The 24,206-nt window shown below is 43.5% G+C and carries 25 protein-coding genes; 5 read left to right on the top strand and 20 right to left on the bottom strand.

Going from position 1 to position 24,206, the window contains the following annotated elements; all coding sequences use genetic code 11:
• Positions 1-141: 141 nt before the first annotated feature.
• From D1970_RS14730 to D1970_RS14715, 4 genes are all read right to left on the bottom strand, one after another.
• Positions 142-2,028, bottom strand: coding sequence for an LTA synthase family protein (locus D1970_RS14730; protein WP_119113631.1), 1,887 nt, complete (start codon positions 2,026-2,028; stop codon positions 142-144).
• Positions 2,029-2,553: 525 nt separating this feature from the next.
• Positions 2,554-3,522 (bottom strand): ROK family glucokinase, encoded by a 969-nt coding sequence (locus D1970_RS14725; protein WP_119113630.1) that lies wholly within the window; start codon positions 3,520-3,522, stop codon positions 2,554-2,556.
• A 21-nt stretch (positions 3,523-3,543) separates the two neighbouring features.
• Positions 3,544-3,747 carry a YqgQ family protein gene (locus D1970_RS14720; protein WP_119113629.1) on the bottom strand — a complete coding sequence of 68 codons (204 nt, stop codon included), beginning with the start codon at positions 3,745-3,747 and terminating at the stop codon, positions 3,544-3,546.
• A gap of 93 nt (positions 3,748-3,840) precedes the next feature.
• Positions 3,841-5,301: a spore germination protein gene (locus D1970_RS14715; protein ID WP_119113628.1), complete on the bottom strand. Its 1,461-nt coding sequence runs from the start codon at positions 5,299-5,301 to the stop codon at positions 3,841-3,843.
• A 158-nt stretch (positions 5,302-5,459) separates the two neighbouring features.
• Here D1970_RS14715 and D1970_RS14710 point away from each other — a divergent pair, with 158 nt between their 5' ends.
• Positions 5,460-6,338 (top strand): hypothetical protein, encoded by an 879-nt coding sequence (locus D1970_RS14710; protein ID WP_119113627.1) that lies wholly within the window; start codon positions 5,460-5,462, stop codon positions 6,336-6,338.
• Here D1970_RS14710 and D1970_RS14705 read toward each other — a convergent pair.
• The 7 genes from D1970_RS14705 to D1970_RS14675 form a co-directional block, all read right to left on the bottom strand.
• A complete protein-coding gene (locus D1970_RS14705; protein ID WP_119113626.1) occupies positions 6,304-7,842 on the bottom strand; it encodes a rhomboid family intramembrane serine protease in 1,539 nt (512 codons plus the stop codon). The two genes, D1970_RS14710 and D1970_RS14705, sit on opposite strands and share 35 nt — an antisense overlap.
• A 509-nt stretch (positions 7,843-8,351) precedes the next feature.
• Complete coding sequence (yqgO, locus tag D1970_RS14700; protein ID WP_119113625.1) at positions 8,352-8,549, bottom strand: protein YqgO; 198 nt, start codon at positions 8,547-8,549, stop codon at positions 8,352-8,354.
• Between the two features lie 109 nt (positions 8,550-8,658).
• Positions 8,659-9,612: an L-lactate dehydrogenase gene (locus tag D1970_RS14695; protein WP_119113624.1), complete on the bottom strand. Its 954-nt coding sequence runs from the start codon at positions 9,610-9,612 to the stop codon at positions 8,659-8,661.
• A 70-nt stretch (positions 9,613-9,682) separates the two neighbouring features.
• On the bottom strand, positions 9,683-10,480 hold the full coding sequence (locus D1970_RS14690) for a DUF92 domain-containing protein (RefSeq protein ID WP_181213207.1): 798 nt from the start codon (positions 10,478-10,480) through the stop codon (positions 9,683-9,685).
• Complete coding sequence (locus D1970_RS14685) at positions 10,470-11,039, bottom strand: 5-formyltetrahydrofolate cyclo-ligase (RefSeq protein ID WP_181213206.1); 570 nt, start codon at positions 11,037-11,039, stop codon at positions 10,470-10,472. The genes D1970_RS14690 and D1970_RS14685 overlap by 11 nt, the downstream gene beginning before the upstream one ends.
• An 83-nt stretch (positions 11,040-11,122) precedes the next feature.
• Entirely contained in the window at positions 11,123-11,272 is a 150-nt protein-coding gene (rpmG, locus tag D1970_RS14680; RefSeq protein WP_119113621.1) for a 50S ribosomal protein L33, read from the bottom strand.
• 88 nt (positions 11,273-11,360) lie between these two features.
• Positions 11,361-11,963, bottom strand: coding sequence for a hypothetical protein (locus D1970_RS14675; RefSeq protein WP_142921021.1), 603 nt, complete (start codon positions 11,961-11,963; stop codon positions 11,361-11,363).
• 347 nt (positions 11,964-12,310) lie between these two features.
• Between D1970_RS14675 and D1970_RS14670 the strand changes: the two genes are divergently transcribed.
• Genes D1970_RS14670 through D1970_RS14660 form a run of 3 tightly spaced genes read left to right on the top strand, consistent with a single transcriptional unit; the run spans position 12,311 to position 13,551 of the window.
• Positions 12,311-12,685, top strand: a complete 375-nt coding sequence (locus tag D1970_RS14670; protein ID WP_181213205.1) for a hypothetical protein — start codon at positions 12,311-12,313, stop codon at positions 12,683-12,685.
• Complete coding sequence (locus D1970_RS22455; protein WP_181213204.1) at positions 12,682-13,260, top strand: endolytic transglycosylase MltG; 579 nt, start codon at positions 12,682-12,684, stop codon at positions 13,258-13,260. The genes D1970_RS14670 and D1970_RS22455 overlap by 4 nt, the downstream gene beginning before the upstream one ends.
• 45 nt (positions 13,261-13,305) lie before the next feature.
• Entirely contained in the window at positions 13,306-13,551 is a 246-nt protein-coding gene (locus D1970_RS14660; RefSeq protein WP_119113618.1) for a hypothetical protein, read from the top strand.
• A 105-nt stretch (positions 13,552-13,656) separates the two neighbouring features.
• Here D1970_RS14660 and phoU read toward each other — a convergent pair whose 3' ends face one another.
• The 8 genes from phoU to D1970_RS14620 all read right to left on the bottom strand — a co-directional run bounded on the left by phoU (position 13,657) and on the right by D1970_RS14620 (position 22,574).
• Positions 13,657-14,316: a phosphate signaling complex protein PhoU gene (phoU, locus tag D1970_RS14655; RefSeq protein ID WP_119113617.1), complete on the bottom strand. Its 660-nt coding sequence runs from the start codon at positions 14,314-14,316 to the stop codon at positions 13,657-13,659.
• A gap of 67 nt (positions 14,317-14,383) precedes the next feature.
• Positions 14,384-15,193 (bottom strand): phosphate ABC transporter ATP-binding protein PstB, encoded by an 810-nt coding sequence (pstB, locus tag D1970_RS14650; protein ID WP_246370005.1) that lies wholly within the window; start codon positions 15,191-15,193, stop codon positions 14,384-14,386.
• 33 nt (positions 15,194-15,226) lie between these two features.
• Positions 15,227-16,111, bottom strand: coding sequence for a phosphate ABC transporter permease PstA (gene pstA, locus D1970_RS14645; RefSeq protein ID WP_119113615.1), 885 nt, complete (start codon positions 16,109-16,111; stop codon positions 15,227-15,229).
• Between the two features lies 1 nt (position 16,112).
• The gene (gene pstC / locus D1970_RS14640; RefSeq protein WP_119113750.1) at positions 16,113-17,018 is read right to left on the bottom strand and encodes a phosphate ABC transporter permease subunit PstC; all 906 of its coding nucleotides are present in this window, start codon (positions 17,016-17,018) and stop codon (positions 16,113-16,115) included.
• Between the two features lie 174 nt (positions 17,019-17,192).
• Entirely contained in the window at positions 17,193-18,164 is a 972-nt protein-coding gene (locus tag D1970_RS14635) for a PstS family phosphate ABC transporter substrate-binding protein (protein ID WP_119113614.1), read from the bottom strand.
• A gap of 162 nt (positions 18,165-18,326) precedes the next feature.
• Complete coding sequence (locus tag D1970_RS14630) at positions 18,327-20,489, bottom strand: penicillin-binding transpeptidase domain-containing protein (RefSeq protein ID WP_119113613.1); 2,163 nt, start codon at positions 20,487-20,489, stop codon at positions 18,327-18,329.
• 137 nt (positions 20,490-20,626) lie between these two features.
• Positions 20,627-21,847 carry an MFS transporter gene (locus tag D1970_RS14625; RefSeq protein WP_119113612.1) on the bottom strand — a complete coding sequence of 407 codons (1,221 nt, stop codon included), beginning with the start codon at positions 21,845-21,847 and terminating at the stop codon, positions 20,627-20,629.
• 118 nt (positions 21,848-21,965) lie between these two features.
• On the bottom strand, positions 21,966-22,574 hold the full coding sequence (locus D1970_RS14620; protein WP_119113611.1) for a superoxide dismutase: 609 nt from the start codon (positions 22,572-22,574) through the stop codon (positions 21,966-21,968).
• Positions 22,575-22,888: 314 nt separating this feature from the next.
• Here D1970_RS14620 and D1970_RS14615 point away from each other — a divergent pair, with 314 nt between their 5' ends.
• Positions 22,889-23,581, top strand: coding sequence for a Crp/Fnr family transcriptional regulator (locus D1970_RS14615; RefSeq protein WP_119113610.1), 693 nt, complete (start codon positions 22,889-22,891; stop codon positions 23,579-23,581).
• Positions 23,582-23,624: 43 nt separating this feature from the next.
• Here D1970_RS14615 and D1970_RS14610 read toward each other — a convergent pair whose 3' ends face one another.
• Positions 23,625-24,107, bottom strand: a complete 483-nt coding sequence (locus D1970_RS14610) for a DUF456 domain-containing protein (RefSeq protein ID WP_119113609.1) — start codon at positions 24,105-24,107, stop codon at positions 23,625-23,627.
• Positions 24,108-24,206: the final 99 nt, after the last annotated feature.

The following is a 24,206-nucleotide window of genomic DNA, read 5'->3' as shown; positions in this document are numbered from 1 at the left end:
GCACCACCTTTTCTCTCGTATATAAAAGTACGTTCCAAATAGTAAAATGTTTCATGAAAACCATAAAAAAGTTATTCCCGTGATTCTTTTAAGCATAAAGGGAAAAGAAGAGAAAAGGCCCGCGCACACAGCGCAAGCCTTTTAGTTGGTTTTACCGGTAATTTCTTTCCCTGTACCATCTGGTCGGCCGTAAAACCTAAGCAGGTCGCCATATATAATCTTGTCGGAATACTCCAGCTCGTTCTTTGATTTTTCCATAAACTGCTGGCAGGCACTCCCCTCATCCGGCTCCCCGGTAATCTTGTCATAGCAAGTTTCCCTCGTATATACATGGTTCTTCGTTATAAAGCTTCCATCCCTCAGGACGGCAAAATCTGGGCGGTCTTTTGCAAACAGGTCCGTTCCAAACTCAAGATCGTTTTTCGTCTCAATTCCAAGCAAATGCAGAATGGTAGGCTTCAGGTCAATCTGTCCCGATACAGTAGATATGGTTCCGCCTTTTTGTCCTGGTATATGAACAATAAGGGGGACACGCTGGAGCTGTGCAGAAACAAATGGCGTTACTTCCGTTCCGAGGTATTCAGACATGGCCCGGTTGTGGTTCTCCGATATTCCGTAGTGGTCGCCATACAGGATGATGACAGAATCATCATACAAACCTTCATCTTTAAGCTTTTGAATGAAAAGCTTAAGGGCCTCATCAGTATAGCGGACCGTAGGGAAATAATTATTCACTGTTTTGTCATTTGATGTGTATGGCTCGATGTAACGATCTTCTTCATCAAGGTCAAATGGGAAGTGGTTTGTAAGCGTAATGAACTTCGCATAAAAAGGTTTCGGCATTTCTTTCAGATGTTCGACGGACTGCTGGAAGAAATCAACATCCTTCATGCCCCAGCCAACGGAGTTTTCCTCATTCACCTCATAATCCGGCAATGAATAGAAGCGTTTGTAGCCAAGCGTTTTATACATAATATCGCGATTCCAGAAACTTTTGTTATTAGCATGCAGGGATGCGGTGTAATACCCTTTTTCACTTAGAATCTTCGGTGTAGCATTGAATTTATTTCCGGAATGGGTGAAAAAGACTGCTCCCCTACTTAACGGATAAAGGGAATTTTCAACAACGAATTCGGAATCTGATGTTTTCCCCTGGCCTGTCTGGTGGTAGAAGTTATCAAAGTAATAGCTCTCTTTAATAAAATCATTTAGGAACGGTGTGACTTCCTCGCCATTCACTGTATTGTTTATGACAAAGCTCTGTGTCGATTCCATGGAAATCAGGATAATATTTTTGTTTTTTGCAATGCCAAACATATCACTGCTTGGTTCTTTATGGTTGGCACGTACATAGTTATCGATTTCAGCAAGCTCGCTCCCATCTGCCATTGCCCTTTGAGCAGAGGACTTTGACTGCAGGAAAACATCATATAGATGATAGTTGTATGTCCCGATGTTCTTCACAAGCATTTCCCTGTCAAATGTCCTTGTCAACAACTGCGGGCGTTCCGCTTCAGCAAGGCCAAGATTAAAAAAGGCAATTGCAACAGCGACAAGGAAATAGGCCCTTCGGCCAATCTTTGTATATACAGGATATTCCATAAAATGCGGTTTCCACTTTATAAGAACTGCAAGGATAAGGAAGTCAGCAAAATAAAAAAGATCTGTCACATTCACCAGTTCATTCACACTGCTTCCCAAATCGCTCATGTTGCTTGTTTGGAACAGGACCGGGACTGTCAAAAAGTCGTTAAAAAACCTGTAAAAGACAACATTAGCAAATAGGATAGCCGAGATTAAAAAGCTTGTTCCCAATATGAAGCGCTTCTGGTGCTTTTCTTTCATGAACAGGCTGATGCCCAGAACAAACATCAAAAAACTCAAGGGATTAATAAGCAGGATCAATTCCTGCCTGAAATTTTCAATTTTAATTTCAAAGCTAGTTTTATAGACAATATACGTTTTGAGCCAAAGCAGGATTGTTGCAGCGGCAACAAAGGAAACTTTGGACCGCTTCCATGCATTCATCATAAGTACCTCCCTGTTATAAATAACAGAAATGGGAATTTTAAGTAAATTTCCTTCCTGAGAATCATAATCTTAATACTTTTTTTACAAAAAAGCAAACCTTGATCAACGACTTATTGGTAAAATTGGAATTTAAGGGAATCTCATATCCCACACTGTTATAGACGTCTCAAACCGGAAAAAGTTTCAAGGCTAGGCCTTTTTTTTAGAAAAGCGGAAGCGACCGTCTAGCGACGTATGGACTGGAGCACACCGGCACGAGATATAGGAAAATTAAATGAGGAAGCGTCTTGCTCAGGAGCGACAAGCATAAGTCGAGACGGCAGGAAGGTCGTTCTTTGACCTTCTTGACGGATTGGCTTATGACTTGAGTCCCTAGGGGCTACAACTGGACAACACGAAGAGCGTAGCGATTCGATGTTGTCCTATAACGCTAGGCGGTGAACACTTATCTTTGTTGAAAATAATATAATTTCTTACCTTATAAAAAAAGCCTCCAAACAAGAGGCTTTCCAGTCCCTGCTATTAAAATCCATTTTTCACTAGCCAGGATGCACCAATGACACCCGCGTCATTTCCAAGAGTAGCCAAAGTAACTTCAGAAGACTGTGCAACCCTTGGAAAAGAGTACATTGTGAAATACTTCCTAAGGGGATCCAGGAGGATGTCCCCTGCCATGGATACACCGCCGCCGACAATGATTTTCTCGGGGTTGAGCGTATTGGCAATATTCGCTAGCGCTATGCCGAGATGGAGAGAAACTGTATCGATGACTGTGATTGCTGCAGTATCATTGCTTTTGGCGGAATCAAATATATCCTTTGCTGACAAGCGGCCTAGTTTGCTGTGAATTCCTGCAAGCTGACCTGTTTGCCCTTGTGCAGCTAATTGCTCATATGCCAGTCTGACAATCCCTGTTGCAGAAGCAATCGTTTCAAGGCACCCTGTCTTTCCGCAATTGCATGATGCCCCGCCTGCAGCAACGGAAATGATGTGTCCGATTTCACCAGCCGCCCCGTTTTTGCCATGGACAATTTGTCCGTTTGCAATAATACCACCGCCGACCCCTGTACCAAGGGTGACGCAGACAAGGTCCTTGGAACCGCTCCCGGCGCCTTTCCACATTTCGCCTAATGCCGCACAGTTTGCATCATTGTCGACAAACACAGGCAATGATGTTTCAGCTTCCAAAATTTCTTTTAAGGAATACTCACATTTCCAGCCAAGGTTCACCGCTTCAGATATAACACCCGTTTCAGGATCTGCCGGTCCTGGTGCTCCAATTCCGATTCCCTTTACATCATGTTTCTGAAGTCCTGTCTCCGCTAATTTTTGCTGAATCGAGTAAGCAATCTGTCCAGTAATGTTCTTTCCCTCATTTGATACATCAGTTGGAATTTCCCACTTATGAATCATTTTCCCATTATCATCAGTGATTCCAAGCTTTGTTGCAGTCCCGCCAAGATCCACGCCCACAAGCCATTTTTGCGGCATATTGTTCACCTTTCCCCTGGTTTACTGTCTTTTTTCTCTCTCCAGCCTGATTTGATGGCGCAATAGCATTAGCGCTGTCTGGAATTCTTTTGTTTCGATTAATTGTGACTGATGAAGTTCTTTTAATTCCTCTTCCATCATTTCAAGATCAGCAACTCTATCCCCTATGTAAATGAACGTTCCAAACCTTTTCAGGAATTGCTGTATATCATAAATAGTATTCAAAATTCTTCCCCTCAGCTTTACGAAAATAATCGATCATATCCGCCATAAGTATAATCGATAAGGACAATGTCCTCAAGTGTTCAGGGGGAAAGCTTACCTGTCAGGGTCCTGTGGCCTTAACACACCAGGTCGCTTATTTTTTAGCGGTATCGGTGAGCGTACAAGCACATCCCGGAATGAGCGGAAATTAAACGGAATGAAAGGCCATAAATAAGGGATGCCGAACGATTTCATCCGTACAAGCCCAATGATAAGGAGCATGGTGCCGACTACATATCCAAATATGCCGAAAAGTGCAGTAACAGATAGCAGCAAAAGTCTTGTCAGCCTGTTAGCTAGACCTAGCTCATAGCTTGGCGTGGCAAATGTTCCAATCGCAGCGATAGCCAAATAAAGGATGACTTCATTTGTCAGCAAACCGACCTCAACGGAAACTTGGCCGATCATCAGTGCCGCAATAAGTCCAAGCGCAGTCGCAAGCGATGTCGGAGTATGAATTGCAGCCATCCTCAAGACGTCTATTCCGACCTCAATAATCAGAAACTGGAGAAACAGTGGTATTTGCCCCGGATCCTTGGGTCCAATATATGAAAGTTTTCCAGGAATTGTTTCCGGATTGGCCGCAAACAAATACCACAATGGCAGCACGAAAATCGACGCCCATACTGCTAAGAACCGCACCGCGCGGAGGTAGGCTCCGACAAGCGGTTTGTTGCGATACTCCTCGGCATGCTGAAGATGATGCCAGAATGTTGCCGGAGTGATCATAACGCTCGGAGAGCCATCAACCATGATACAGACATGGCCTTCATATAAATGTACTGCTGCGGTGTCTGGTCTCTCTGTATATCTTACAACAGGAAATGGGTTCCAATGCCTTCCCGAAATATATTCTTCAATCGTTTTTTCCGCCATCGGCAGTCCGTCCGTATCAATTTTTGAGAGAGAGTCTTTTGTCTTGGCAACCATATCAGGGTTGGCTATATCTTCAATATAGCATACAACAATGTCAGTCTTTGACCTTCGCCCTACCTGCATATACTCCATCCTGAGCGTCCGGTCCCTGACGCGCCTTCTTGTCAAGGCGGTATTGAATACGATCGTTTCGACAAAGCCGTCACGCGCCCCCCTTACAACTCTTTCGATATCAGGCTCCTCAGGTCCCCTAACCGGGTACGTCCGGGCGTCAATCAGTATAACCTCTACTACACCATCCACAACAAGTGCAGTCGGTCCTGCGAGTACAGTGTCGGCCACTTTGTCCAAATCATTTGATGTCTCTATTTCAACATAAGGCAAATAAGTTTTAACAAGCTTCTTTAATGCATCAGGCTCAAGTTTTTCCTTGTCTAGCTTTGCCAGCAGCTTCATTAAATGAAGAAGGATATCATCTTTAACGAAACCATCCACAAGAAACATGGCCATTTCCCGTCCTGCATATTCAGCATCAACCTGTACGATGTCAAAGCTTTTTCCCACTCCTAGCGCTTCCCGCAAAAAAGCAACATTTTCCCCGAGCTTTTCTTTTACAGGGTGTTTAATAGACTGCTTCATGACCCACCTCAATTTTTACCGTCATCAACCTCTTTTACTTCCTCCATCATTGACATCATTGAAGATAAACATACCTTTCTGGCATGTCCCGGGGCCTAGGTGCATATAGTGGTGATATAGTATGGATCAGTCAGTAATAAGGACTCGAGGGATGAAAAATGAAATTGCGATATATGTTTGCCGTATGTGGAATTTTCACGATTTTTATTATCGCTTTTCTTATTTTTGAAAAAGAAGATATAAAGGAAACAATTATTTTTTTCCCGATTGACCGATCGGCAGCTTACGTCACAGCCAACACCTCATTAACAGCTTCAAATGCTCTTGCTCCGGGGGGATACTCAGTTAGGTTAAGATCTGCCTCGGTTCTTGACCGGCATGCTTATTTAAGGCAGGATCTCAGCTTTGTTTTTAAAGATGGACGGCTTAGAGAAAAAATGGGGAAATGGGAGCCTAATACGGACAGAATTGTTCAGGAGGAGGTTCTTCAGGAAAAAGAATCCGCTTTATACTCTGCTGTTTCATTCCACTACTCGGAAATACACAAGAATGAGGAATCCATATTCAGTGCACAAATGATGTCCAGCGATTTTATTTACACAGTCAGTTCCCCTATAAGCCCAGTGTCAGCCTTTCGTGTTCCCTTCCGGCAAGAAGATGTGCAGTGGAAAGGAATTCTTGACAAAGGTGTGGAGATGCTAATCGAAAACACCCTCAATAAGGCAGCCGACTCATACGGAATAAATAAAAATGACTATTATATTTTCCGGTTGACGGAATTAGCCCGCTTTGAGACCAGTCCATTTCCGGGATTCAGCAGACAGGCTACGGATAAAGCGATTGGAAGGCTGTGGGAAGGCCTCTATAAAAACTATTTTCTTGGAATTAAAAAAAGGGATGGCACTGTCATTAATCCTGTTGACAGTACAATCCCAGTCATTCTTCTATCTAAAGACAAGAAAATCCTGCTGGTACTAATCCAGCCAGCCGATGGTGATCTAGTCATCCTGAAGCAGGAGATTCAAGATAGTCGTTAATCGTATTCAGTATCTCCATGTAATCCTTATTGTCCGGCTTTAGGGCCACTGCTTTTTCTGCATAATCCTTTGCCTTCCTGTAGTTCTTTTCTTCCATGTATACAAGGGCGAGATTATAGGATGCTTCATGAAAATCAGGATTGGATTCGAGAGCACTGTGGAGGTGCTCTTTTGCTTCCTCAATTTTTCCTAGCCTGATTTCGGCAAAAGAAAGTAGAAATAGTGTATCAGCCGACTCTCCCTCATCCACGGTATATTCAGACAATGCTTGCTCAGCACTGCGATATTCCTCTTTTTGTATTTTCTCCTGGGCGAACATAAGCATGCTCTTTTCGTCAACGAGCGCATAGTTTTGGCTGAATCCATAGTAGAGCAGACCTGATACTGAAAGTGCCAATGCGGCAAGAACTGCGAACTGCTGAAGCCGTTTTTGGTTTCCAGGGAAGTGGGCAACAGCAGAAGCCGCAAATCCTCCTGCCAGCCCGCCAAGATGGGCAGAAATATCAATCCCCGGCACGGTTAAGCTAAAAGCAAGGTTAATTGCCAGGATAGTCAAAATACTCGATCCCATTGTCTTAAAGAATATTCTTTTGTTATTAACACCAAAGTATAACAAGGCTCCGAAACAGCCCCATATTGCACCGCTCGCCCCCGCTGACAGGTTAGGGCTGTATAGAAAGCTTGCCAGCACACCGGCAAACCCGGCAAAAATATAAATAAACAAGAACCTTGCATGACCGTAAATTTGTTCCACGACTGGGCCGAGGTAATAGAGTGCAAGGGAATTCATAAAAAGATGCAGGAGTCCAATGTGAATAAAGATAGGGGCAAAAAACCTCCACCACTCACCATCAAGGATGAGCGGATTGAATTTAGCTCCAAATTCAATTAAGTTCTGAGTATCTGTGCTTCCTCCCGCGGCTGTCATGGCGAGAAACACTAAAACAGAAATGGCGATCAAAAGATAGGAAACCCACGGTTTTCCCTGTTCTGGTGCTAAGTTTTTCTTGGCCTTTTTACCGGCTTCCGACAAGGTTAAATCAATCATAGCGCGAACTTCATCTTCGGAATATGATTCTTGTTCCACATACTCCTGTTTCGCACCAAACCTTTGTCGAATCTTTGCCAGTGCAGTAATTCCTGTTTCACTGTCAACAATAATAGTATCTATATCCATTCCATTCCTACTTTGGGCTAAAAGCTCTTCAAAATCATCTACTGGAGAATATTGCGTATAGTAAACATTAAGGATTTTAAGATCCTTTGCCCCTAATTCTCTTTTTAGCTTCTTTGCGTTGTCGAGCATGAACTCGATTTCACGTCTAAGTTGATTTGCCCAATTTAGATCTGAGAGAACGAGTCTAACCATCTGTGCTCCTCTGTTTTCGGGGTTCACAAGAAGTAGCTCTTGTCCATCCTCTACCACATCACCAAGCTCATATCCGGCATCTGCTATCAGAAAATGGGCTGTGCTCCAAAGGCGGTATTCTTCTAAATAATTCATTTTCCCCTGCCTTCCCGCCCAAGAATATTTCGGGCGTCTTTTTTAAAAACAGTCCACCAGCTGTTTTATGCATTACGAATATTATAAACTAAACCAAAACAGATGAGAAAGTTTAGACCTGCAATCCCCCATAATTGATTTGAAAAAGAAAAAGACTGATAAAAGCCTTTAAGCTGTCAGGAAAATCGAACTTCCTAAATCACCATTACCCGACATATATTTAGACTAACTGGAGATAAACTGTTTTTCAACGTTTACCTATGTTGAAATATTGTGGTGGTACAGGTTATAGGGAACACTGATCAAGAGAGTACTATTAGAGCGCACAAAATAGAGCGCACAAAAATCATTTTTTCTCAAAATTAATCGATGGCTACCTGTTTTCATTAAAATTGCTAATGGTAATTATCTGTAATATAGATGCAAAAAAAAGAGGCAACCTTTACAAGGAGGGCTGCCTCTTTTCTTCGATCATTTCAAGCCGCACTCTAAGGAAACGGCCCTCATTTTTATTTCCAGTCAGAAGGACCCGCAAAAACAGATCCCAGCAGTTTTTTTCTTGCCCATGGAACACCCATTAACGAACTTACGACCAACCGCCTGAGGCCCGGCCTTCTCATTAGGCTGTTCATAAGCCTGAAGCGATTTTGATATGCAAAATAACCTGCAAATAACGTAAAGGTAATTGTCAGCAATCTCCTGCCCATTGTGATCCCTCCATTTATAGTTTGAAGCAGAAGGATCCTTTTTATTCCCAGGAAAAGACTCTATAAAAACCACGGTTACCGGGGGAATTCAATCAATATCATACAAGATTTATTGGCCGTTAAAAAACGGATCTTTGATTTCCTTGAGAACATCGACAGAGTGTGCAAACTGCTTTTGTTCACTTTCATTAAGTATCAGCTCAAGGACTTCGCGGATTCCATCCCGGTTGACGATGGCAGGCACCCCAATGTATATATCACTTTGCCCGTATTCGCCGTCAAGATAGGCTGAAACGGTCAGGATAGAGTTTTCGTTATGAAGGATTGCTTTTGTAAGGCGCACAAGTCCCATTGCAATTCCATAGTAGGTGGCACCCTTACGCTGGATGATGTGGTAAGCAGCATCACGTACATTCGTGAATATCCCTTGGAGATCTTCTACTTTATACTCATCCTTTTCCGCCATTATATCCAAAATCGGCTTTCCGCCAATATCAGCATGGCTCCAGACAGGAAGCTCTGTATCTCCATGTTCCCCGATAATATAGGCATGGACATTTCTCGTGTCAACGTTAAAGTAGTCGCCGAGGAGGAAGCGTAAGCGCGCGGTGTCAAGAATAGTTCCAGAACCAATGACTCTTTCCTTAGGAAGGCCCGAGAACTTCCAGACAGCATATGTTAGGATATCCACAGGATTGGTCGCTACGAGGAAAATACCGTCAAATCCGCTCCCCATCACCTGTTCCACAATCCCTTTGAATATCCTTGTATTTTTCTCCACCAAATCCAGCCGTGTTTCACCAGGCTTCTGGTTGGCGCCTGCACAAAGGACAACGAGGTCCGCATCCTTGCAGTCAGCGTAGCTTCCAAACCAAATTTTTGTCGGAGAAGGGGCAAATGGCATACCATGGTTTAAATCCATTGCGTCCCCTTCAGATTTTTCCTTATTTAAATCAACTAATACCAGCTCTTCTGTAACGCGTTGATTCAGCATGGCAAATGCATAGCTTGATCCTACAAACCCTGTACCAACTAATACAACACGGTTTACTTTACCTTTCAAAATAACTCCTCCTCTTATTTGGGTTTCCGCTTATGATTGTACAGTTTACTTTTTACTACAATATCGGTTTTTAAAACACCATCAATAAAATAATTCCAAAAAGGACAGCACCAAAGCCTGAAAAGAAATTAACAGCATCATTATCGAGCCAGGAGAATCCTCTCACAAGCCGTGTGCTGCTCTTGCAGTGCTTTCGTTTTTCAGTATGTATGCCGCATGCTCCGCACCTGTAGAGAGCCTGTATATAAGCCCCAAGCCATGTATCTATTAAAGAGCCTGAAAAGCCGGCCAAAGTGACCAGGATGACAGGAGCCATACCAGGATGGAACAGGAAGGATGACAACAAAGCAATCATCATGGAACCAGCAAAGGAAGCAAGGGTTCCTGCAAATGATACTGCTCCAGATGTTCCCGGAGGCACTTTAGCAAATCCGCGAATAGAAACAGGATCACCTTTACTTAAAGGCCCCAATTCGGATGCCCATGTGTCAGCTGTTGCACTTGCAAGCGAGATCATATAAATAATGGCCCAAATATCATCGCCAGTAACAAAAGCGCCAACTCCTGCTGCTGCTGCTGCAATCCCGCCATTTGCAGCAACCTGTTTCCAATCCCTGGTCGATCCTTTTTCATGAAGGTTCTTCTCAAAATGCCTGCGTTTCTTATTAACCTTAAGTTTCGACAACACGCTTGAGCTTATAAAGAATGCCCCCATAAGGACGAGACCTGGAAACCCGAAGCCAAGCGCAACCATCCCACCCGTTGCGAGGCCTGCCACAGCCCCTGAAAGAGTAAGAAAAGACAGATAGTAAGCGGCAGCAGCTGAAACAACAACAAGCACGGCAGAGAGGAACGGTTCAATTTCCACGTCCAACAATCCCCATTTCGGTTATCACACACTCTACAGGCATGTCATGCGGTTCAACCGGCAATCCTGATACAACCTGCTCCGAGAAAGCGAGCGATACCGTTCTCCCCCTATAACCTTCGAGATATCGGTCATAATATCCCCCTCCAAAGCCAAGTCTGAAGCCTTGCGGAGTAAAAGCTAGTCCCGGCACAACCATTAGCCCGATTTTTTCGGAAGTAACTTCCTCTGTCTCTTCTATTATGGGTTCATAGAGACCATAATACACCTGCTCAAGCTGCTCAAACTTATCCAGCGACCGAAAAATCATTGTTCTGTCTGCAGGAAAACATTTTGGGACAGTAATTTTCTTTCCTTGCTCCCACGCTTTCCGGATAATCTGATAAGTATCCACCTCAGGAAACCTTGAAACCGTGATTGCAATCGTCCCAGCCTCCTGCCACATACAGTTTTGGCAAAGGTCGTTTGCTATCCTGCTTGAACGCTCTTCATAGTCTGCCAATGATAATCCCTTCAGCTTGGTAATCATTTGCTCTCTAAACAGCTTTTTCCCATCCATATTGATTCATCCCCCATGCCGTGAAAGATCCCTTTTTTTTAGCATAACAAAAAAAAACAGCCGGGAAAAATTTCCCGAGCTGTTTATTTTGTTTCGCGATGTACAGTTGCACGCTTTTCTCTTGGGCAATATTTCTTAAGCTCAAGACGATCTGGGTTATTGCGTTTATTTTTTTTGGAAATATAGTTACGGTCTCCGCAATCAGTGCAAGCTAAAGTAATGTTTACACGCATGTGATATCCCTCCAAACTGATCAAACTAGGTTCGTTCATACGACTTTTCTATAATATCACTTTTCATTTGGAAATGCTAGTGTGTTTTTTAAAAGCTGCGATTGATTTTTAATAAGGCTTCTTTTTCTGTCCCGCGAATGCACCAGGTTCTATATGAAACAGTCTCACTTCCATCAAATCTCAACTCAAAAGAATGAAGGCTTGCGAACGCCCCCTGTGACATGGGCTGATAATACAGGCTGCCTTCTGGCTGGCTGCTCCAAATATCACCAGTTTCCACCTTTGAATAAGGGAGGACCGTGCATTGCTGGATATTTTCTGTCCCATTTGTTCCGTCAACAAGATAGACAGCATCATGGTGAAGGTGAAAAATAACATTCTCTGATGGCGAAATGAAAGCAAATGAGTTTGCAGATACGTCCCTCTGCCTGTACATGATGACAAGCTTGCCCTTCACTGGCATTTCAGCCTTCCCGTGAACAAGGATCTCGAAAAAATTGACATCTGGAAGGATATCAATCTTTTCACACTGTGCGGACACCCCTGCTTCAGGAAGATACAATATATTTTCCCGCATCCAGTGCATCTCGCCATTAATCCATAAACCAGGAACCATTTCGAGAAAGTCAGTTTCGGTCTTATTGACACTGTATTGTCCGACATTGTTAATCAGGTTCATTATCATGGTCATGTCATTCACCTTTTTTAGTTTTTTTTCACCATTTTTTCTGAAAAACATCATATGTCTTCAGCCCGGCATCATTCTAATATTATGTTAGCATCAAGCACTGTACACCACAATGAACGCATTTTGTCGTATCTTGTATTCTCCTTAAAAAGGTACAACATTCACAATTCATTACGATACATCATCCGCCGGCACACGCTAATCTACCTATTAAAATTAAAATTAACCATAAAAATGCTAAATGATAGGTTAAAATACCCATAAATAATAGGTAAAAAATACGAATCGAAACTTGTCGAATAAAGTGATAGAATAAGCTGGTAAGCAAATTTGGCATGGAGGTTATACAAGTGGAATACATAATGATGGGCCTTCTAGCCTTTTCTGTTGTTCTTTTTATCCTTTCATTCTTTCTCAAAGACCCATACGGAGAATTACGTGAGGAAATTGACCAGCTGAGCATACAGCAGGTCCAGGAACTATTCCAGATTAAAAAGAAAGTAAAAGTATTGGAAGAAGAGCTTTTAGTCGGCACAGATAACATGATTGGCAAAGAATCGGCTTACGGTGAGAAACGCGAAATCCATGAAATCATTAAAAACCAGGTATGGTCACTTGCCCAGCAAGGGAAAGATGTTGAACAGATTGCCGCCCAATCTTCTCTTTCCGCTGGCGAGGTAGAGCAGATCATCAAGGAATTCATGGAACGGGGGCAGATTCAATGAATATGCGCACGGCAAGGATGTTTGCACTCGGCATGATGTTCACGCTGCTGATTGTCTGGCCTGCCCAGTATTTTGCCGGCCCGAAGGAAGCCCCAAAGCCCACAGTGACTGATGCAAAAGCACTGCTCAAGAAAGAAGACTATAAAGTGCTTACGAAGGAAGAATATGCAAAGCTGACAGCTAAAGTGCAAGAGAATCAAGTTGCAAAGCCAAAGCCAGCGGAGCCTCAAAAAGTAACCCCTTCAAAGCCAAAACCAGAAGACAAAGAACAAACAGAGAAGGTAAATAAAGAAAAAGAAGCTGTAGAAAAAGCTAAAAAAGAAGCTGCAGAAAAAGCAGAAGCAGAAAAGAAAGCAAATGCGGAGAAAACTTTCACACTGAAAATCACCGATGGAATGAGCCCGGGAGAAATCGCTTCCCAGCTTAAATCCAATGGAATCATAAAAGACTCCGATAAATTTGAAAAGTACTTGATTGACAACGATTACCATACTGATATTCAAATCGGTACCTACAAATTGAATTCGAAGATGGATTTCTCCACAGTCTCAAGAGTAATTACAAAAAATAACTAAGGAGCAGGGGGTTCCCTGCTCCTTAGTTATTGGAGGGAGTCCAGTTTGGTTTGGAACCTCCCTTTAAAAATGCCAATTACTTATGTAAAGGCTGCCATGTACTTAGCAATATCGCTAAGTACATGGCAGCCTTTTTTCTGGACCTTTGCCGTTGTGTTGTTAAATACCGGCATAAAAACCCAAAGCAGTACAGGATTAAATAGAAAACAAACCTTTGCCATCTACAAAAACAATATTTCAGCCAACTATGTAACACCAGTTAAAAGATTCCACTTCCCTAAACACAAATAATCGGCAGCTATCAAGGCAAGCTGCCGATTTTTTATCGTAATCATTTTCTATTCATTCCCGTGTTTTCCGGCATCCTGAAGACACATAGCTACACTGGGTTTTTTATTAGTTGTTTAAGTCGTAACGCTTGCCTTTTACGAGATAAAAAATGCTTTCAGCAATATTTGTCGTATGGTCTGCTGCTCGCTCAAGATAGCGGCAGACGAAAGACAGCTGGGTAATTTGCGACAAATAGCCTGGAGTTTCCTTGTTCAGCTCAAGCAAATCGCGGATCATTTGACCGTACAGTTCATCCACCTGGTCATCCATTTCGGCAACCTGCTTTGCCTTCGCAACATTCTCTTCTTTGAAAGCATCGAGCGAGAGCTGCAGCATTTCTAGCGTTAGCCTGTGCATTTGCCTGATATGCTCAATGGGTTTGACCAGGGGCTCATTTCCAATCCTGATAGCCGATTTGGCGATATTGACACCAAAATCAGCAATTCTTTCAATGTCGGTTGCTATTTTAATCGCAACAATAATTCTCCTTAAATCCACCGCAACAGGCTGCTGCTTTGCAATCAGAAGAATGGCGCAGTCATTGATATCTTCTTCAAGCATATCTGCTTTGATATCATCGTCCATGATTTTCAAAGCAAGCTCTATATCACCAGTTTCAAGTGCCTGAAGCGATTTTGTCAATTGTTCTGACGCAAGACTTCCCAGCTCCAGCATTTTAGTCTGAAGTTCTTTTAAATCGTCATGAAACTTTTCTCTCACTACCATTGCCCTGCTCCCTTCCTGTCCAGCACCTTAAAAGTGCTGCTCCCTTTTCTCGTCTGCCTTCAAAAACTCAACCAAAGCGGCCGGTAATATAATCCTCTGTCCGCTTGTCAGAAGGATTGGAGAAAATGCTATTCGTATTTGTATATTCGACAACTTCGCCGTTCAGGAAGAAAGCAGTCCTGTCGGAAATCCTGGCAGCCTGCTGCATATTATGTGTCACAATGATGATGCTAATATCTTTTTTTAGTTCCTGTACCAGTTCCTCGACTTTCAAGGTTGATATAGGATCCAGTGCTGAGGTTGGTTCATCCATCAGGATGACATCGGGTTCGATCGCCAGCGCCCTTGCAATGCACAGACGCTGCTGCTGGCCCCCAGAGAGACCATAGGCATTCTCATTCAGCCTGTCTTTTACTTCATCCCAGATGGCTGCCCCTCTCAAGCTTTTCTCGACGATTTCATTAAGGATTTTCTTATCCCTGATTCCATGGATTTTCGGACCATAGGCCACATTCTCATAAATGGACTTTGGGAATGGATTTGGCTTCTGGAACACCATGCCAACGTTCGTTCTTAAATCCTCCACCTTATAAGACCTATCGAGGATATTCCGCTCCCGATACAGTATTTCTCCTGAAACCCGTACAACCGGAATCAATTCAACCATTCTGTTCAATGTCTTGATATAAGTAGACTTGCCGCAGCCAGAGGGGCCGATGATTGCAGTCACTTCATTTTCATAAATATCTAGATTAATATTTTTCAAAGCCTGGTCTCCGCCATACCACAAATTGAGGTCCTTCGTGCCATATACGATTTTCTTTTCCGCCTGGCTGAATTCTTGTTCTTCCGCAAGCTTGCCTTTAGTTTCTGTCATCGTTAAAACTGCCATGTTCTTTTCCTCCCCCTTTTAAAATCTTTTCTGAAATTTATTTCGGATCAGTATCGCTACTGAGTTCATCGCAAAAAGGACAATCAACAGAATCACAATTGTCGCAGCAGCCAGATTGGCATATTCGGCAACAAGTGCGGAATCCGTTGTCCAGTAGTAAACCTGGACGGGCAGGATGGTGAATTTATCTAAAACCCCATCTGGCAGAGGAATTAGCAGCGCAGGAATACCGATAACAACTAGCGGCGCAGTTTCGCCGATTGCCCGCGAAAGTGCAAGGATGACGCCCGTCAGAATACCGGGAAGGGATGCCGGCAAAACAATGTTTTTAATCGTTTGCCATTTTGTTGCACCCATCCCATAGGAAGCTTCCCGCAAATACTGTGGTACAGCCCGGATCGCTTCCTGGCTGGCCACTACCACAACCGGGAGCACAAGCAGTGCCATTGTCAATCCGCCTGCAAGAACGACCGACCCTAAGTCAAGGGCACGTGCAAACACTGTCAGACCAAGAATTCCGAACACGACTGACGGAACTCCAGCAAGGTTGGAAATATTCGTTTGGATAAATCCCTGGAGGCGGCTTTTTTTTGCGTATTCCTCCAGGTAAATGGCCGTACCAACACCAAGAACCATCGTGACTGGCGCTACAACGGCCATCAGCCATAATGTTCCAAGTATGGCCCCCATAATCCCGGCTTTTTCCGGATCAGTCGAGAGCTTGTTAAATATGAAGTCTGCATCAATCCAGCCGATGCTTTGGGCAACAACCCGATAAATCAAGATAACCAAAACGATCAATCCGAATAAGGTTGAGAGAAAGAACAGATTCTTTGCAAGCTTATTCGCCAAAAGGCGGGTTCCCATCTTCTTTTGTACCTGGGCAGCGTCTACATATTTCATCTTAATATTCCTCCCTGAATTTACGGGAAATATATTGGGCAACGAGGTTCATGACAAGCGTAAACACAAACAGTGTCATGGCAACCGCATACAGGCTGTAGTAAAGTGTCGTACCAGCTGCAGCTTCACCGCCGGTTACTTCAACGATATAAGCTGTCATGGTCTGCATCGATTGTGTAACATCAAAAGTGAAATTCTTTGAGCTTCCGCTAGCAATCGCCACGATCATCGTTTCCCCAATCGCCCGGGAAATTCCAAGGACGAAGGATGCAATGATTCCGGAGATAGCTGCAGGAACGACAACCTTTAAAGTTACCTCAAGTTTCGTGGCTCCCAGTGCCAAAGCCCCTTCCCTCATTGCATTCGGAACAGCACTCATTGCGTCTTCAGATAAAGAAGCAACCATCGGGATAATCATAATTCCCATCACGATACCCGGGCTAAGGATATTCGTCGGTTCCAGACCAGGTATGAAAGATCTTAAGAGAGGCGTGACGAACGTAAAAGCAAAGAAACCATAAACGATAGTCGGTATGCCCGCAAGAATTTCCAGCAGCGGCTTAAGGGTTCTCCTCAGTTTTTCAGAGGCATATTCACTAAGGAATATGGCTGTCATTAAGCCGATTGGTATGGCTACAACCATCGCAATCGCCGAGGAAAGAAGGGTACCTGTCAATAACGGCAGCACGCCGAAAACGGCTTCTTCTCCTAACGGCTTTAATTTAGTTCCCGTAAAAAAGTCAAGGAATGGGACGCGCTCGAAAAAAATAACTGTTTCTGTCAGCAATGTCAGCAGGATTCCGATTGTCGTCAGGACGGAAATCGCAGCAATCCCGAATAAAATGCGCGGAACGAGCTTTTCTACAACTGTCCGTATACTGGCTGATTTCCTTTTTTTAGCAATCATTCCCCTGACATCCAACCCGGTTCCGCTTTCTGGCACTACGGATTTTTCCACTTTGTAAAACCCCTTTCATCCTTCATATCCAAGAAGCTTACAGCCGGCAAGACACACGCAAGAAGATGAGAAGGGCTGGCCTCTCATCTTCCACGGTTTTCCCGCTTCAAGCTTGTTCTGAAATTATTTCAGACCTTCCAACGCTTCCACAGTAGCTTTTACATCTTCATCAGGTAGCGGCGCAAATCCGGTTTCCTTTGCGACTTCCTGTGAATTGTTCATAGTGTAAATCGCGTAGTCAAGCACCTGCGGCTTTTCTTTTGCCATGCCTTTATTTAGGTAAGTGAACACCGGGCGTGTGAATGGAGCATAGTCTCCATCCTCCGCAATTGTTTCGACTTTAGGCTCAACCGGGCCTTTTCCAAAGTCAACATTTACTGCATTCACCTTATCTTTGTTGCTGGCATAGTATCCATATCCAAAGAAAGCAATCGCGTTCTTATCTTTTGATACTAGGTCGACAAGTGTCGAGTAGTCTTGCTGAAGATTGATTTTTTCAGGCAATGCTTTTTCTTCAAGGATCTTTTCAAACATGAATTCGTATGTTCCGTGGTTTTCATTAGGGCCATAAGTTTTAATCGGCTCATCCGGGAAGTCTGAGCGTACATCAGACCATTTTTTCTTATCTTTTTCAGCAAGGAAAATATCAACAATTTCCTGCTGTGTCAGATCATCCGCCCAATCATTGTCTTTGTTGACAACAAAGGTCAAACCGTCAAGAGCGACTTTCATTTCATGTGCTTCAATTCCAAGCTTCTCAGCTTCTGTTTTTTCTTCATCTTTTATTTCGCGGGATGCATTGTTGAAGTCTGTGCCGTCTTTTACAAGAAATTTCTTGAACCCTGCAGATGTACCGGCGCGGCTCACTTCAACCGATACGCCTTCCTGTTCATTCGTCATATAATTTTCAGCCATTTTAGCCATGAATGGGTAGACAGTCCCTGAGCCGTCAATGACGACGCTGCCTTCGAGTTCAGCCTTTTCATTTCCGCCTTTGCCCTCTCCCTTGGCTGGCTCTCCACTGCCGCAAGCAGCTGTAAACACCATGATCGCTGCAAGCAAGGCTAGCAGGCTAAACTTTTTAGAACGCTTCATTCCTCAATTCCCCCTAGAGTTGTGGTTGTTTGTCCTACAACCTAAGAATACATCTCAAGTTTTAATGAGGTATAAACGCAATGTTAAGGTTTTGTAAATTGCTCCTTTCGCGTATAAAAAAAGAGCTGCCTCGGGAAAGGCAGCTCTCTTCATATATAGTTGTCAGCCGGAGATTTCCTGAAGAAGTTCTTCTCCTTCTTCTTTCTCTTCCACTTTCTGCTCAGGCTGGACGAGATTCATTTTTTCTTCCTGTCGTTTCTTTTTCAATTCAAAGTACGTATCAAGCACGCGGCGGCCGATATCGTTGTTAGCATGGTGACCCGTATCGCTATCGTATGCCCACGGAACCATGACCGACATCGCAACCTCTGGATTGTCGTGCGGGGCATAGCCAATCAGGCTTAGGTTCATCGTTAGCTTTGGGCCATTAAACTGTTTACGTAAAGGACCATCATATACCGCTTCTGCAGTACCTGTTTTTCCAGCAGGATGATATGGAGCACTACCGAACGACCCGTAGGCGGTTCCGCCCGGCTCCTGCATGACCTTACGGAACCCGTCATGAACACGCCCCATCCATTCCGGAGTCGTATCAACCTGATTCAGAACTACAGGTTCAAACCTTTTAAGAACTGGTCCGACTTCATTACTGTCAAGCACTGGTTCCCGGATTTCCTTCACAAGGCGAGGCTGGATCCTGCTTCCCCCGTTTGCAATTGTAGAGGCATATTGGGCTAGCTGCATTGGTGTGTACGTATCAAACTGTCCAATAGAAAAGTCCATAAGAAAACCTGTTCTTCCCGGACTTTTATCATTTCCTTTGAAGCCAACCATTTCATTTGGCAGATCAATTCCCGTTCTGACGCCAAGACCGAACTGGGCAAACGAATTCCGGAATATCTCGAACGCATCATCGCTGACTACTAGAGACTGGTTCGGTACATAATTTCCTTTACCAATATTGATGGCTGTCCTGAACATGTAAACGTTCGATGATACTTTCAATGCATTGACATCATTCAGCGTTCCAAGGCCCTGCTTCCAAGACTTTTTAGGTGGCGTACCTTTGATTAAAATTGGTGTATCGTAGAACGACGTACCTGGCGCAATTGCCCCTGCTTTGAAGCCTGTAAGGATAGTCGCGCCTTTGACAGTGGAACCGACATTGTACGATGTCGTGATATTCCCGAGCGCAAAGTCCTGCATGACGGTACGGCCTGTTTCCTCATCGCGCTCAAGACGCTTGCCGGCCATTGTCAGTACTTCGCCGGTGTGAGGGTCCATCAAGACGACAAACGCTCGGTCCAAAAGGCCAGTGGAACCGTTTTGTTTGGCTCTCATCAATTCTTCTTCAATGATTTTTTCTACTGCCAGTTGGAGGTCCATATCAATGGACAGCATGAGGTCTTCTCCTCTTGCGCCTTCTGAAACAATTTCTGTATCAAGCACATTTCCGGCTTTGTCTGTTTTATTTTTCACTTTTGCCTTCTGTCCGTGGAGCACATCTTCGTATTGCAATTCAAGATAACTTTTGCCTACGCGATCATTGCGACTGTAATCCCTTGAAAGATAGTAGTCAATACGCTCTTTCGGGAGGCCTTCATCAGAGCCGGATACTTTTCCAAGTACTGATTTCAGCGTCTTGTCGAAAGCATAATGGCGTTCCCAGTCTGTCGTTGTGTCGACGCCCGGAAGGTCTTCTAGGTTTTCGTTGACTCTCGCCAGTTCTTCAGGCGTCACATGCTTTTTCACAATTTGCGGAGCCAGGGCATATCCGCTGTTGAATTCCCGGAAAATCGCCAGGATCTCGAGTTCCTCTTTTGGAAGGTTTAACTCTTCTGGTGTGATTCTATCCAACTGGAGATCATAAATTTTCTTATCATTTAGCTTTTTTTGATTGTAAAGAGTCCATTCTTTTTTTGTGATTTTTTTCTTGGCCTCTTTTGGATGGCGGAGAATCCAGTAGTCCTTCTTATCTCTATCACGGACTTTTTTCGTATCCATCTCGATCATCCCCGCCAGCTTTTCTGCCACTTTCAGCATTTCCTCGGGCTTCGTTGACTGGCTTCTCGTGAAAGTAATCGCATCATTCGGCACATTGTCTACAATGGTTTTGCTGTTTCGGTCATACATTTTTCCGCGCGGTACCGGATTATTGACCGTGACATCCTCCGTCCGTTCAATTTCCCGTTTGAAATCCTCCCCATAAACAATCTGGACAATTCCCAGTCTTAAAATCAGCATGGAAAACAAAACAAAAACAACAAAGAAAAGCATGTTCAGCCTGAACGGCACCTGTGCTCTCTTTTTTTTCTTATTATTCAAGGCTTCCCCTCACCCTTCTATATGACGCTTGTACATGACAAATTTCACTACCTGTTATTTTAAAGGAAAACGCCCTTTTTTGCTATCATAATCCTTAGTGGTTTAATTTTCCTTCTAAAAGCAGGACTTGTATCTTGTCAGGAAGCCGGAGAAAAGTGGATTTGCCTGATAAAGTAATAAATAACCGCATGGCCGCTTCCAAGAATCAATAGCAGGATGGGGATGCTTTCCTCCTGGTTGAACAAGAGAACACTCGCAAGAAAAAGCAGAATAGAAATAATCCGACCCGAATTTAAAAACAATTCCCTCACGACGATATATTCTATCCTCATGTCAGCAGCATTCCGTCCTCTCCCAATTACATCATATGTAAGCGACATGTAAGGGACAAGAAGCAATGGATATCCCACAGCAATGACAGCAGCATAGAGAAGGAGCCTAGAGTATGTAGGCTCGAATACAATTAGGAAAATCGCCATATAAAGCAGCAAGCCGCCAAAGAGAATCGCTTTTTTTCTATATTCTTTTTTCAATAGCCTTGAAGCAAAATAATATGTAATAAAAGCTACACTCGAATTAATCAACCCAAACGTCCCAAGTGCCATTTCACTTCCTTTGGCAATAAATACAAAAACAGAAATGATAAAAACGAAGGTTCCTTCACGAAGCCCCTGAAAAAAATGTGCGTTTGTGATCATCCTCCAGTTTTTGTTATTGCTCCGCTCCTTAATGATGGACGTAAATAAATAGCTCCCGCTTGCGGGTCGGCGCTTCAGGAAAAAACTGAGAAAGACAGCTACCGAAAACAAAGAAAGGGAAAGGCCGAATATAACTTTATACCCAGTGAACTTTTCGAGCCTTGATATAATCAGCCCTGCCGCTACTGGACCTACCATTCCCCCAATGGAAGAAAGAATTCCAAGGAAACCATTAAAAAAATCCCTCGTTTCAGGTTCCGTAATTTCAAATGTAAGGACATTGAAAGCCAGCCAGTAAAAACCATAGCCTATCCCAAGCAGCCCACCTAGCACGCAAATAAAGTCAGAAGCTCTCGTTCCAAAAAACAGTACAGCAAGATAAAAGATAGCTAAAAAAATGACCCCAATCCGCAAAACGATCACCCGGTCAATTTTTTTGGCCCATCTTCCGGCAAGAATAAAGGTTAGCGGCTGGAGAACGACAATTGACAGATTATAAAGGCCAAGATCCTTGAAATCTCCGGATTGCTTCCATAAGTAAATATTCACAAAAGTGTTCGATAAGGCAACGCTTAATGAATAAAGGCCCCCAATAAACAATAGCAGGCCTAATTCCCTTGTCAGTTTAATATCACCGAGCAGATTTTGCATTTTTTTCATTGTTCGACTCCCCTTTTCTTCAAGAGGTAGTTTCCTACAATAGAGGTAGCTCTATTCACAGAGAAATAAAAAAGGACAGACCGTTTTACGGCCTGCCCCCATTCCACGAAGGGAAGATTTATTTCGCAGAAGCGTAACGCTTATTCACTTCATCCCAGTTGATGACATTCCAGAATGAATTGATGTATTCTGGTCTTCTGTTTTGATATTTCAAATAGTAGGCATGCTCCCATACGTCAAGACCTAGTACTGGTGTTTTACCATCCATTAGCGGAGAGTCCTGGTTTGGAGTGCTTGTAACTTCAAGTTCGCCATTGTTAACAGCAAGCCAAGCCCAGCCAGATCCGAAACGGGTTGTTGCAGCCTTTGCGAATTCTTCTTTAAATCCTTCAAATCCGCCGAATTTTTGGTTGATTGCTTCAGCGATTTCGCCTGTTGGTTCGCCGCCGCCATTAGGAGAAAGAATTTGCCAGAAAAGAGAATGGTTTGCGTGGCCGCCGCCGTTGTTCCTAACTGCCGTACGGACAGCTTCTGGAACGCTGTCAAGATTCGAAATGACTTCTTCAACAGACTTTGAAGAAAGTTCTGTGTTTCCTTCCAATGCGTTGTTCAGGTTAGTTACATACGTATTGTGGTGCTTTGTGTGGTGGATATTCATTGTTTCCTTATCAATGTTTGGTTCTAGGGCATCATAAGCATAAGGTAATTGTGGAAGTTCAAAAGCCATTTTAACATCCTCCTATGTATTGTGTGTATTTCCTTCGCAACAAGCCTTTTGTCATCAATTCTGACATTAGAATTGTTCTAAGGATCTTAGCTTTAGATTACCAAAGAACAATAACTGATTACAAATGATACGATTTAAGAAGCCGTAATTACATTTCGGAAAGTTGTCAATATTATACCCACGCTAGCACTGTCAATGATTTATGTCGCAAGGAAAGGAAATGATCTCCCACATATTGCCATAACACTATTGACATAGTACGAACAATTCTTTTAAATCATAATTGTAAAGCATAATGTAAGGAGAAGATCCTCATGGAAAAAAGCATATCTTTATACAGCCTAATGCTGCAGCACTTTATAGATAAGGAACCTATCCAGAAGATAAAAGGCGATACAATCCTTTTCCAGGAAGGTGAACCCGTCCAGCATGTCTATGTCATTGTGAGCGGAGCAATCTCCATTGGACGTGTTCATATGAAAGGAAAGGAATTCATCATGAAGATCCTGAACGGGGAAGAAATGATGCTCGAGTACGACCTTTTCAAACATTCCCCACGCTACTTTTTCTCCGCCAAGGCTTTAACCGACTGTGAAGTGATCACGGTGAAAAGAGAGCTTTTCGAGGAATTCGTCCAAAGTGAAAAAATTGCTATGAATGCACTTGTCAGCTGGCTTGGCACTCGTTACCTGAAAGCACAGATGAAATGCCAGGACCTGATTATGAATGGGAAAAAAGGCGGCCTATACTCCATCTTAATCAGGCTTTGTAACAGCTATGGTGTTATGACCAGCGACGGCATTCTCATCGATTTGCCATTGACCCACCAGGAACTAGCCAACCTTACATTTGGGACAAGGGAAGTTGTCCAGCGAATGCTGAAAGAACTAAGGGAACTTGGGGTAATCTCCTACGACCAGCTTAAATTCACAGTTAAAGATCTGGCCTACCTGAAACGGGAAGTGGATTGCCAGAACTGTCCGTATGAAATTTGCGGATTGAATTAATCCCCTTAAAAAAGGATCACCCATTAGGGCGATCCTTTTCTGCTTAGAGAACGAGTATAAAGAAATAAATCAGCATGGCAGCCTGGATGACACCCTTTGTCACAACACTGCTGATAAACCCGACAACAGATCCAATACCAATTTGGGCCGCTTCAGTGATCCCTTTTTTATGGACAATCATTTCCGCAAGTGTGGCCCCGAGAAATGGACCAATTATGATTCCCGCAAGCGGGACCACAAACGGGCCGATGAGTAGCCCAATCGTGCTTCCCCATATCCCGGCCTTTGATCCACCGAACTTTTTCACCCCAAGCATATTAGCCGCATAGTCCACGCCGAATAACAGGATGACAAACAGCCCCTGTATTGTCCAGAACAGCCAGTTAAATGGTTCGAAAGTAAAAAATACCCCGTAAAGAATAAAACCGCCCAGCAAAGCCAGAACCCCCGGAATAATGGGAATAACAAGCGCTGCAAACGCTGCAATAAACAAAATGATGATTATACCCCAATAAAGATAATCCATTCCATACTCCTCATACCGTATTAAGCTGCGTTTCCATTTTCAAACAGGACACAGCACAACATTATTTTATCAGTCTCCGCTTATTTTACCAAGAAGTTT

Origin of the sequence: Mesobacillus zeae (genome assembly GCF_003570705.1) — a bacterium.
In the GTDB taxonomy this organism is placed as follows: domain Bacteria; phylum Bacillota; class Bacilli; order Bacillales; family Cytobacillaceae; genus Mesobacillus_C; species Mesobacillus_C zeae.
Note: the sequence above shows the minus strand (reverse complement) of the source record. Positions and strands in the feature narration are given on the sequence as shown.

What these genes read in the sequence shown, in the direction of transcription:
- D1970_RS14730 (WP_119113631.1), bottom strand. Translation starts at nt 2,028, where the DNA reads ATGAATGCATGGAAGCGGTCCAAAGTTTCCTTTGTTGCCGCTGCAACA.
- D1970_RS14725 (WP_119113630.1), bottom strand. Translation starts at nt 3,522, where the DNA reads ATGCCGCAAAAATGGCTTGTGGGCGTGGATCTTGGCGGGACTGCAACA.
- D1970_RS14715 (WP_119113628.1), bottom strand. Translation starts at nt 5,301, where the DNA reads ATGAAGCAGTCTATTAAACACCCTGTAAAAGAAAAGCTCGGGGAAAAT.
- D1970_RS14710 (WP_119113627.1), top strand. Translation starts at nt 5,460, where the DNA reads ATGAAATTGCGATATATGTTTGCCGTATGTGGAATTTTCACGATTTTT.
- D1970_RS14705 (WP_119113626.1), bottom strand. Translation starts at nt 7,842, where the DNA reads ATGAATTATTTAGAAGAATACCGCCTTTGGAGCACAGCCCATTTTCTG.
- yqgO (WP_119113625.1), bottom strand. Translation starts at nt 8,549, where the DNA reads ATGGGCAGGAGATTGCTGACAATTACCTTTACGTTATTTGCAGGTTAT.
- D1970_RS14685 (WP_181213206.1), bottom strand. Translation starts at nt 11,039, where the DNA reads ATGGATGGGAAAAAGCTGTTTAGAGAGCAAATGATTACCAAGCTGAAG.
- rpmG (WP_119113621.1), bottom strand. Translation starts at nt 11,272, where the DNA reads ATGCGTGTAAACATTACTTTAGCTTGCACTGATTGCGGAGACCGTAAC.
- D1970_RS14675 (WP_142921021.1), bottom strand. Translation starts at nt 11,963, where the DNA reads ATGACCATGATAATGAACCTGATTAACAATGTCGGACAATACAGTGTC.
- D1970_RS22455 (WP_181213204.1), top strand. Translation starts at nt 12,682, where the DNA reads ATGAATATGCGCACGGCAAGGATGTTTGCACTCGGCATGATGTTCACG.
- phoU (WP_119113617.1), bottom strand. Translation starts at nt 14,316, where the DNA reads ATGGTAGTGAGAGAAAAGTTTCATGACGATTTAAAAGAACTTCAGACT.
- pstB (WP_246370005.1), bottom strand. Translation starts at nt 15,193, where the DNA reads ATGACAGAAACTAAAGGCAAGCTTGCGGAAGAACAAGAATTCAGCCAG.
- pstA (WP_119113615.1), bottom strand. Translation starts at nt 16,111, where the DNA reads ATGAAATATGTAGACGCTGCCCAGGTACAAAAGAAGATGGGAACCCGC.
- pstC (WP_119113750.1), bottom strand. Translation starts at nt 17,018, where the DNA reads ATGATTGCTAAAAAAAGGAAATCAGCCAGTATACGGACAGTTGTAGAA.
- D1970_RS14635 (WP_119113614.1), bottom strand. Translation starts at nt 18,164, where the DNA reads ATGAAGCGTTCTAAAAAGTTTAGCCTGCTAGCCTTGCTTGCAGCGATC.
- D1970_RS14625 (WP_119113612.1), bottom strand. Translation starts at nt 21,847, where the DNA reads ATGAAAAAAATGCAAAATCTGCTCGGTGATATTAAACTGACAAGGGAA.
- D1970_RS14620 (WP_119113611.1), bottom strand. Translation starts at nt 22,574, where the DNA reads ATGGCTTTTGAACTTCCACAATTACCTTATGCTTATGATGCCCTAGAA.
- D1970_RS14615 (WP_119113610.1), top strand. Translation starts at nt 22,889, where the DNA reads ATGGAAAAAAGCATATCTTTATACAGCCTAATGCTGCAGCACTTTATA.
- D1970_RS14610 (WP_119113609.1), bottom strand. Translation starts at nt 24,107, where the DNA reads ATGGATTATCTTTATTGGGGTATAATCATCATTTTGTTTATTGCAGCG.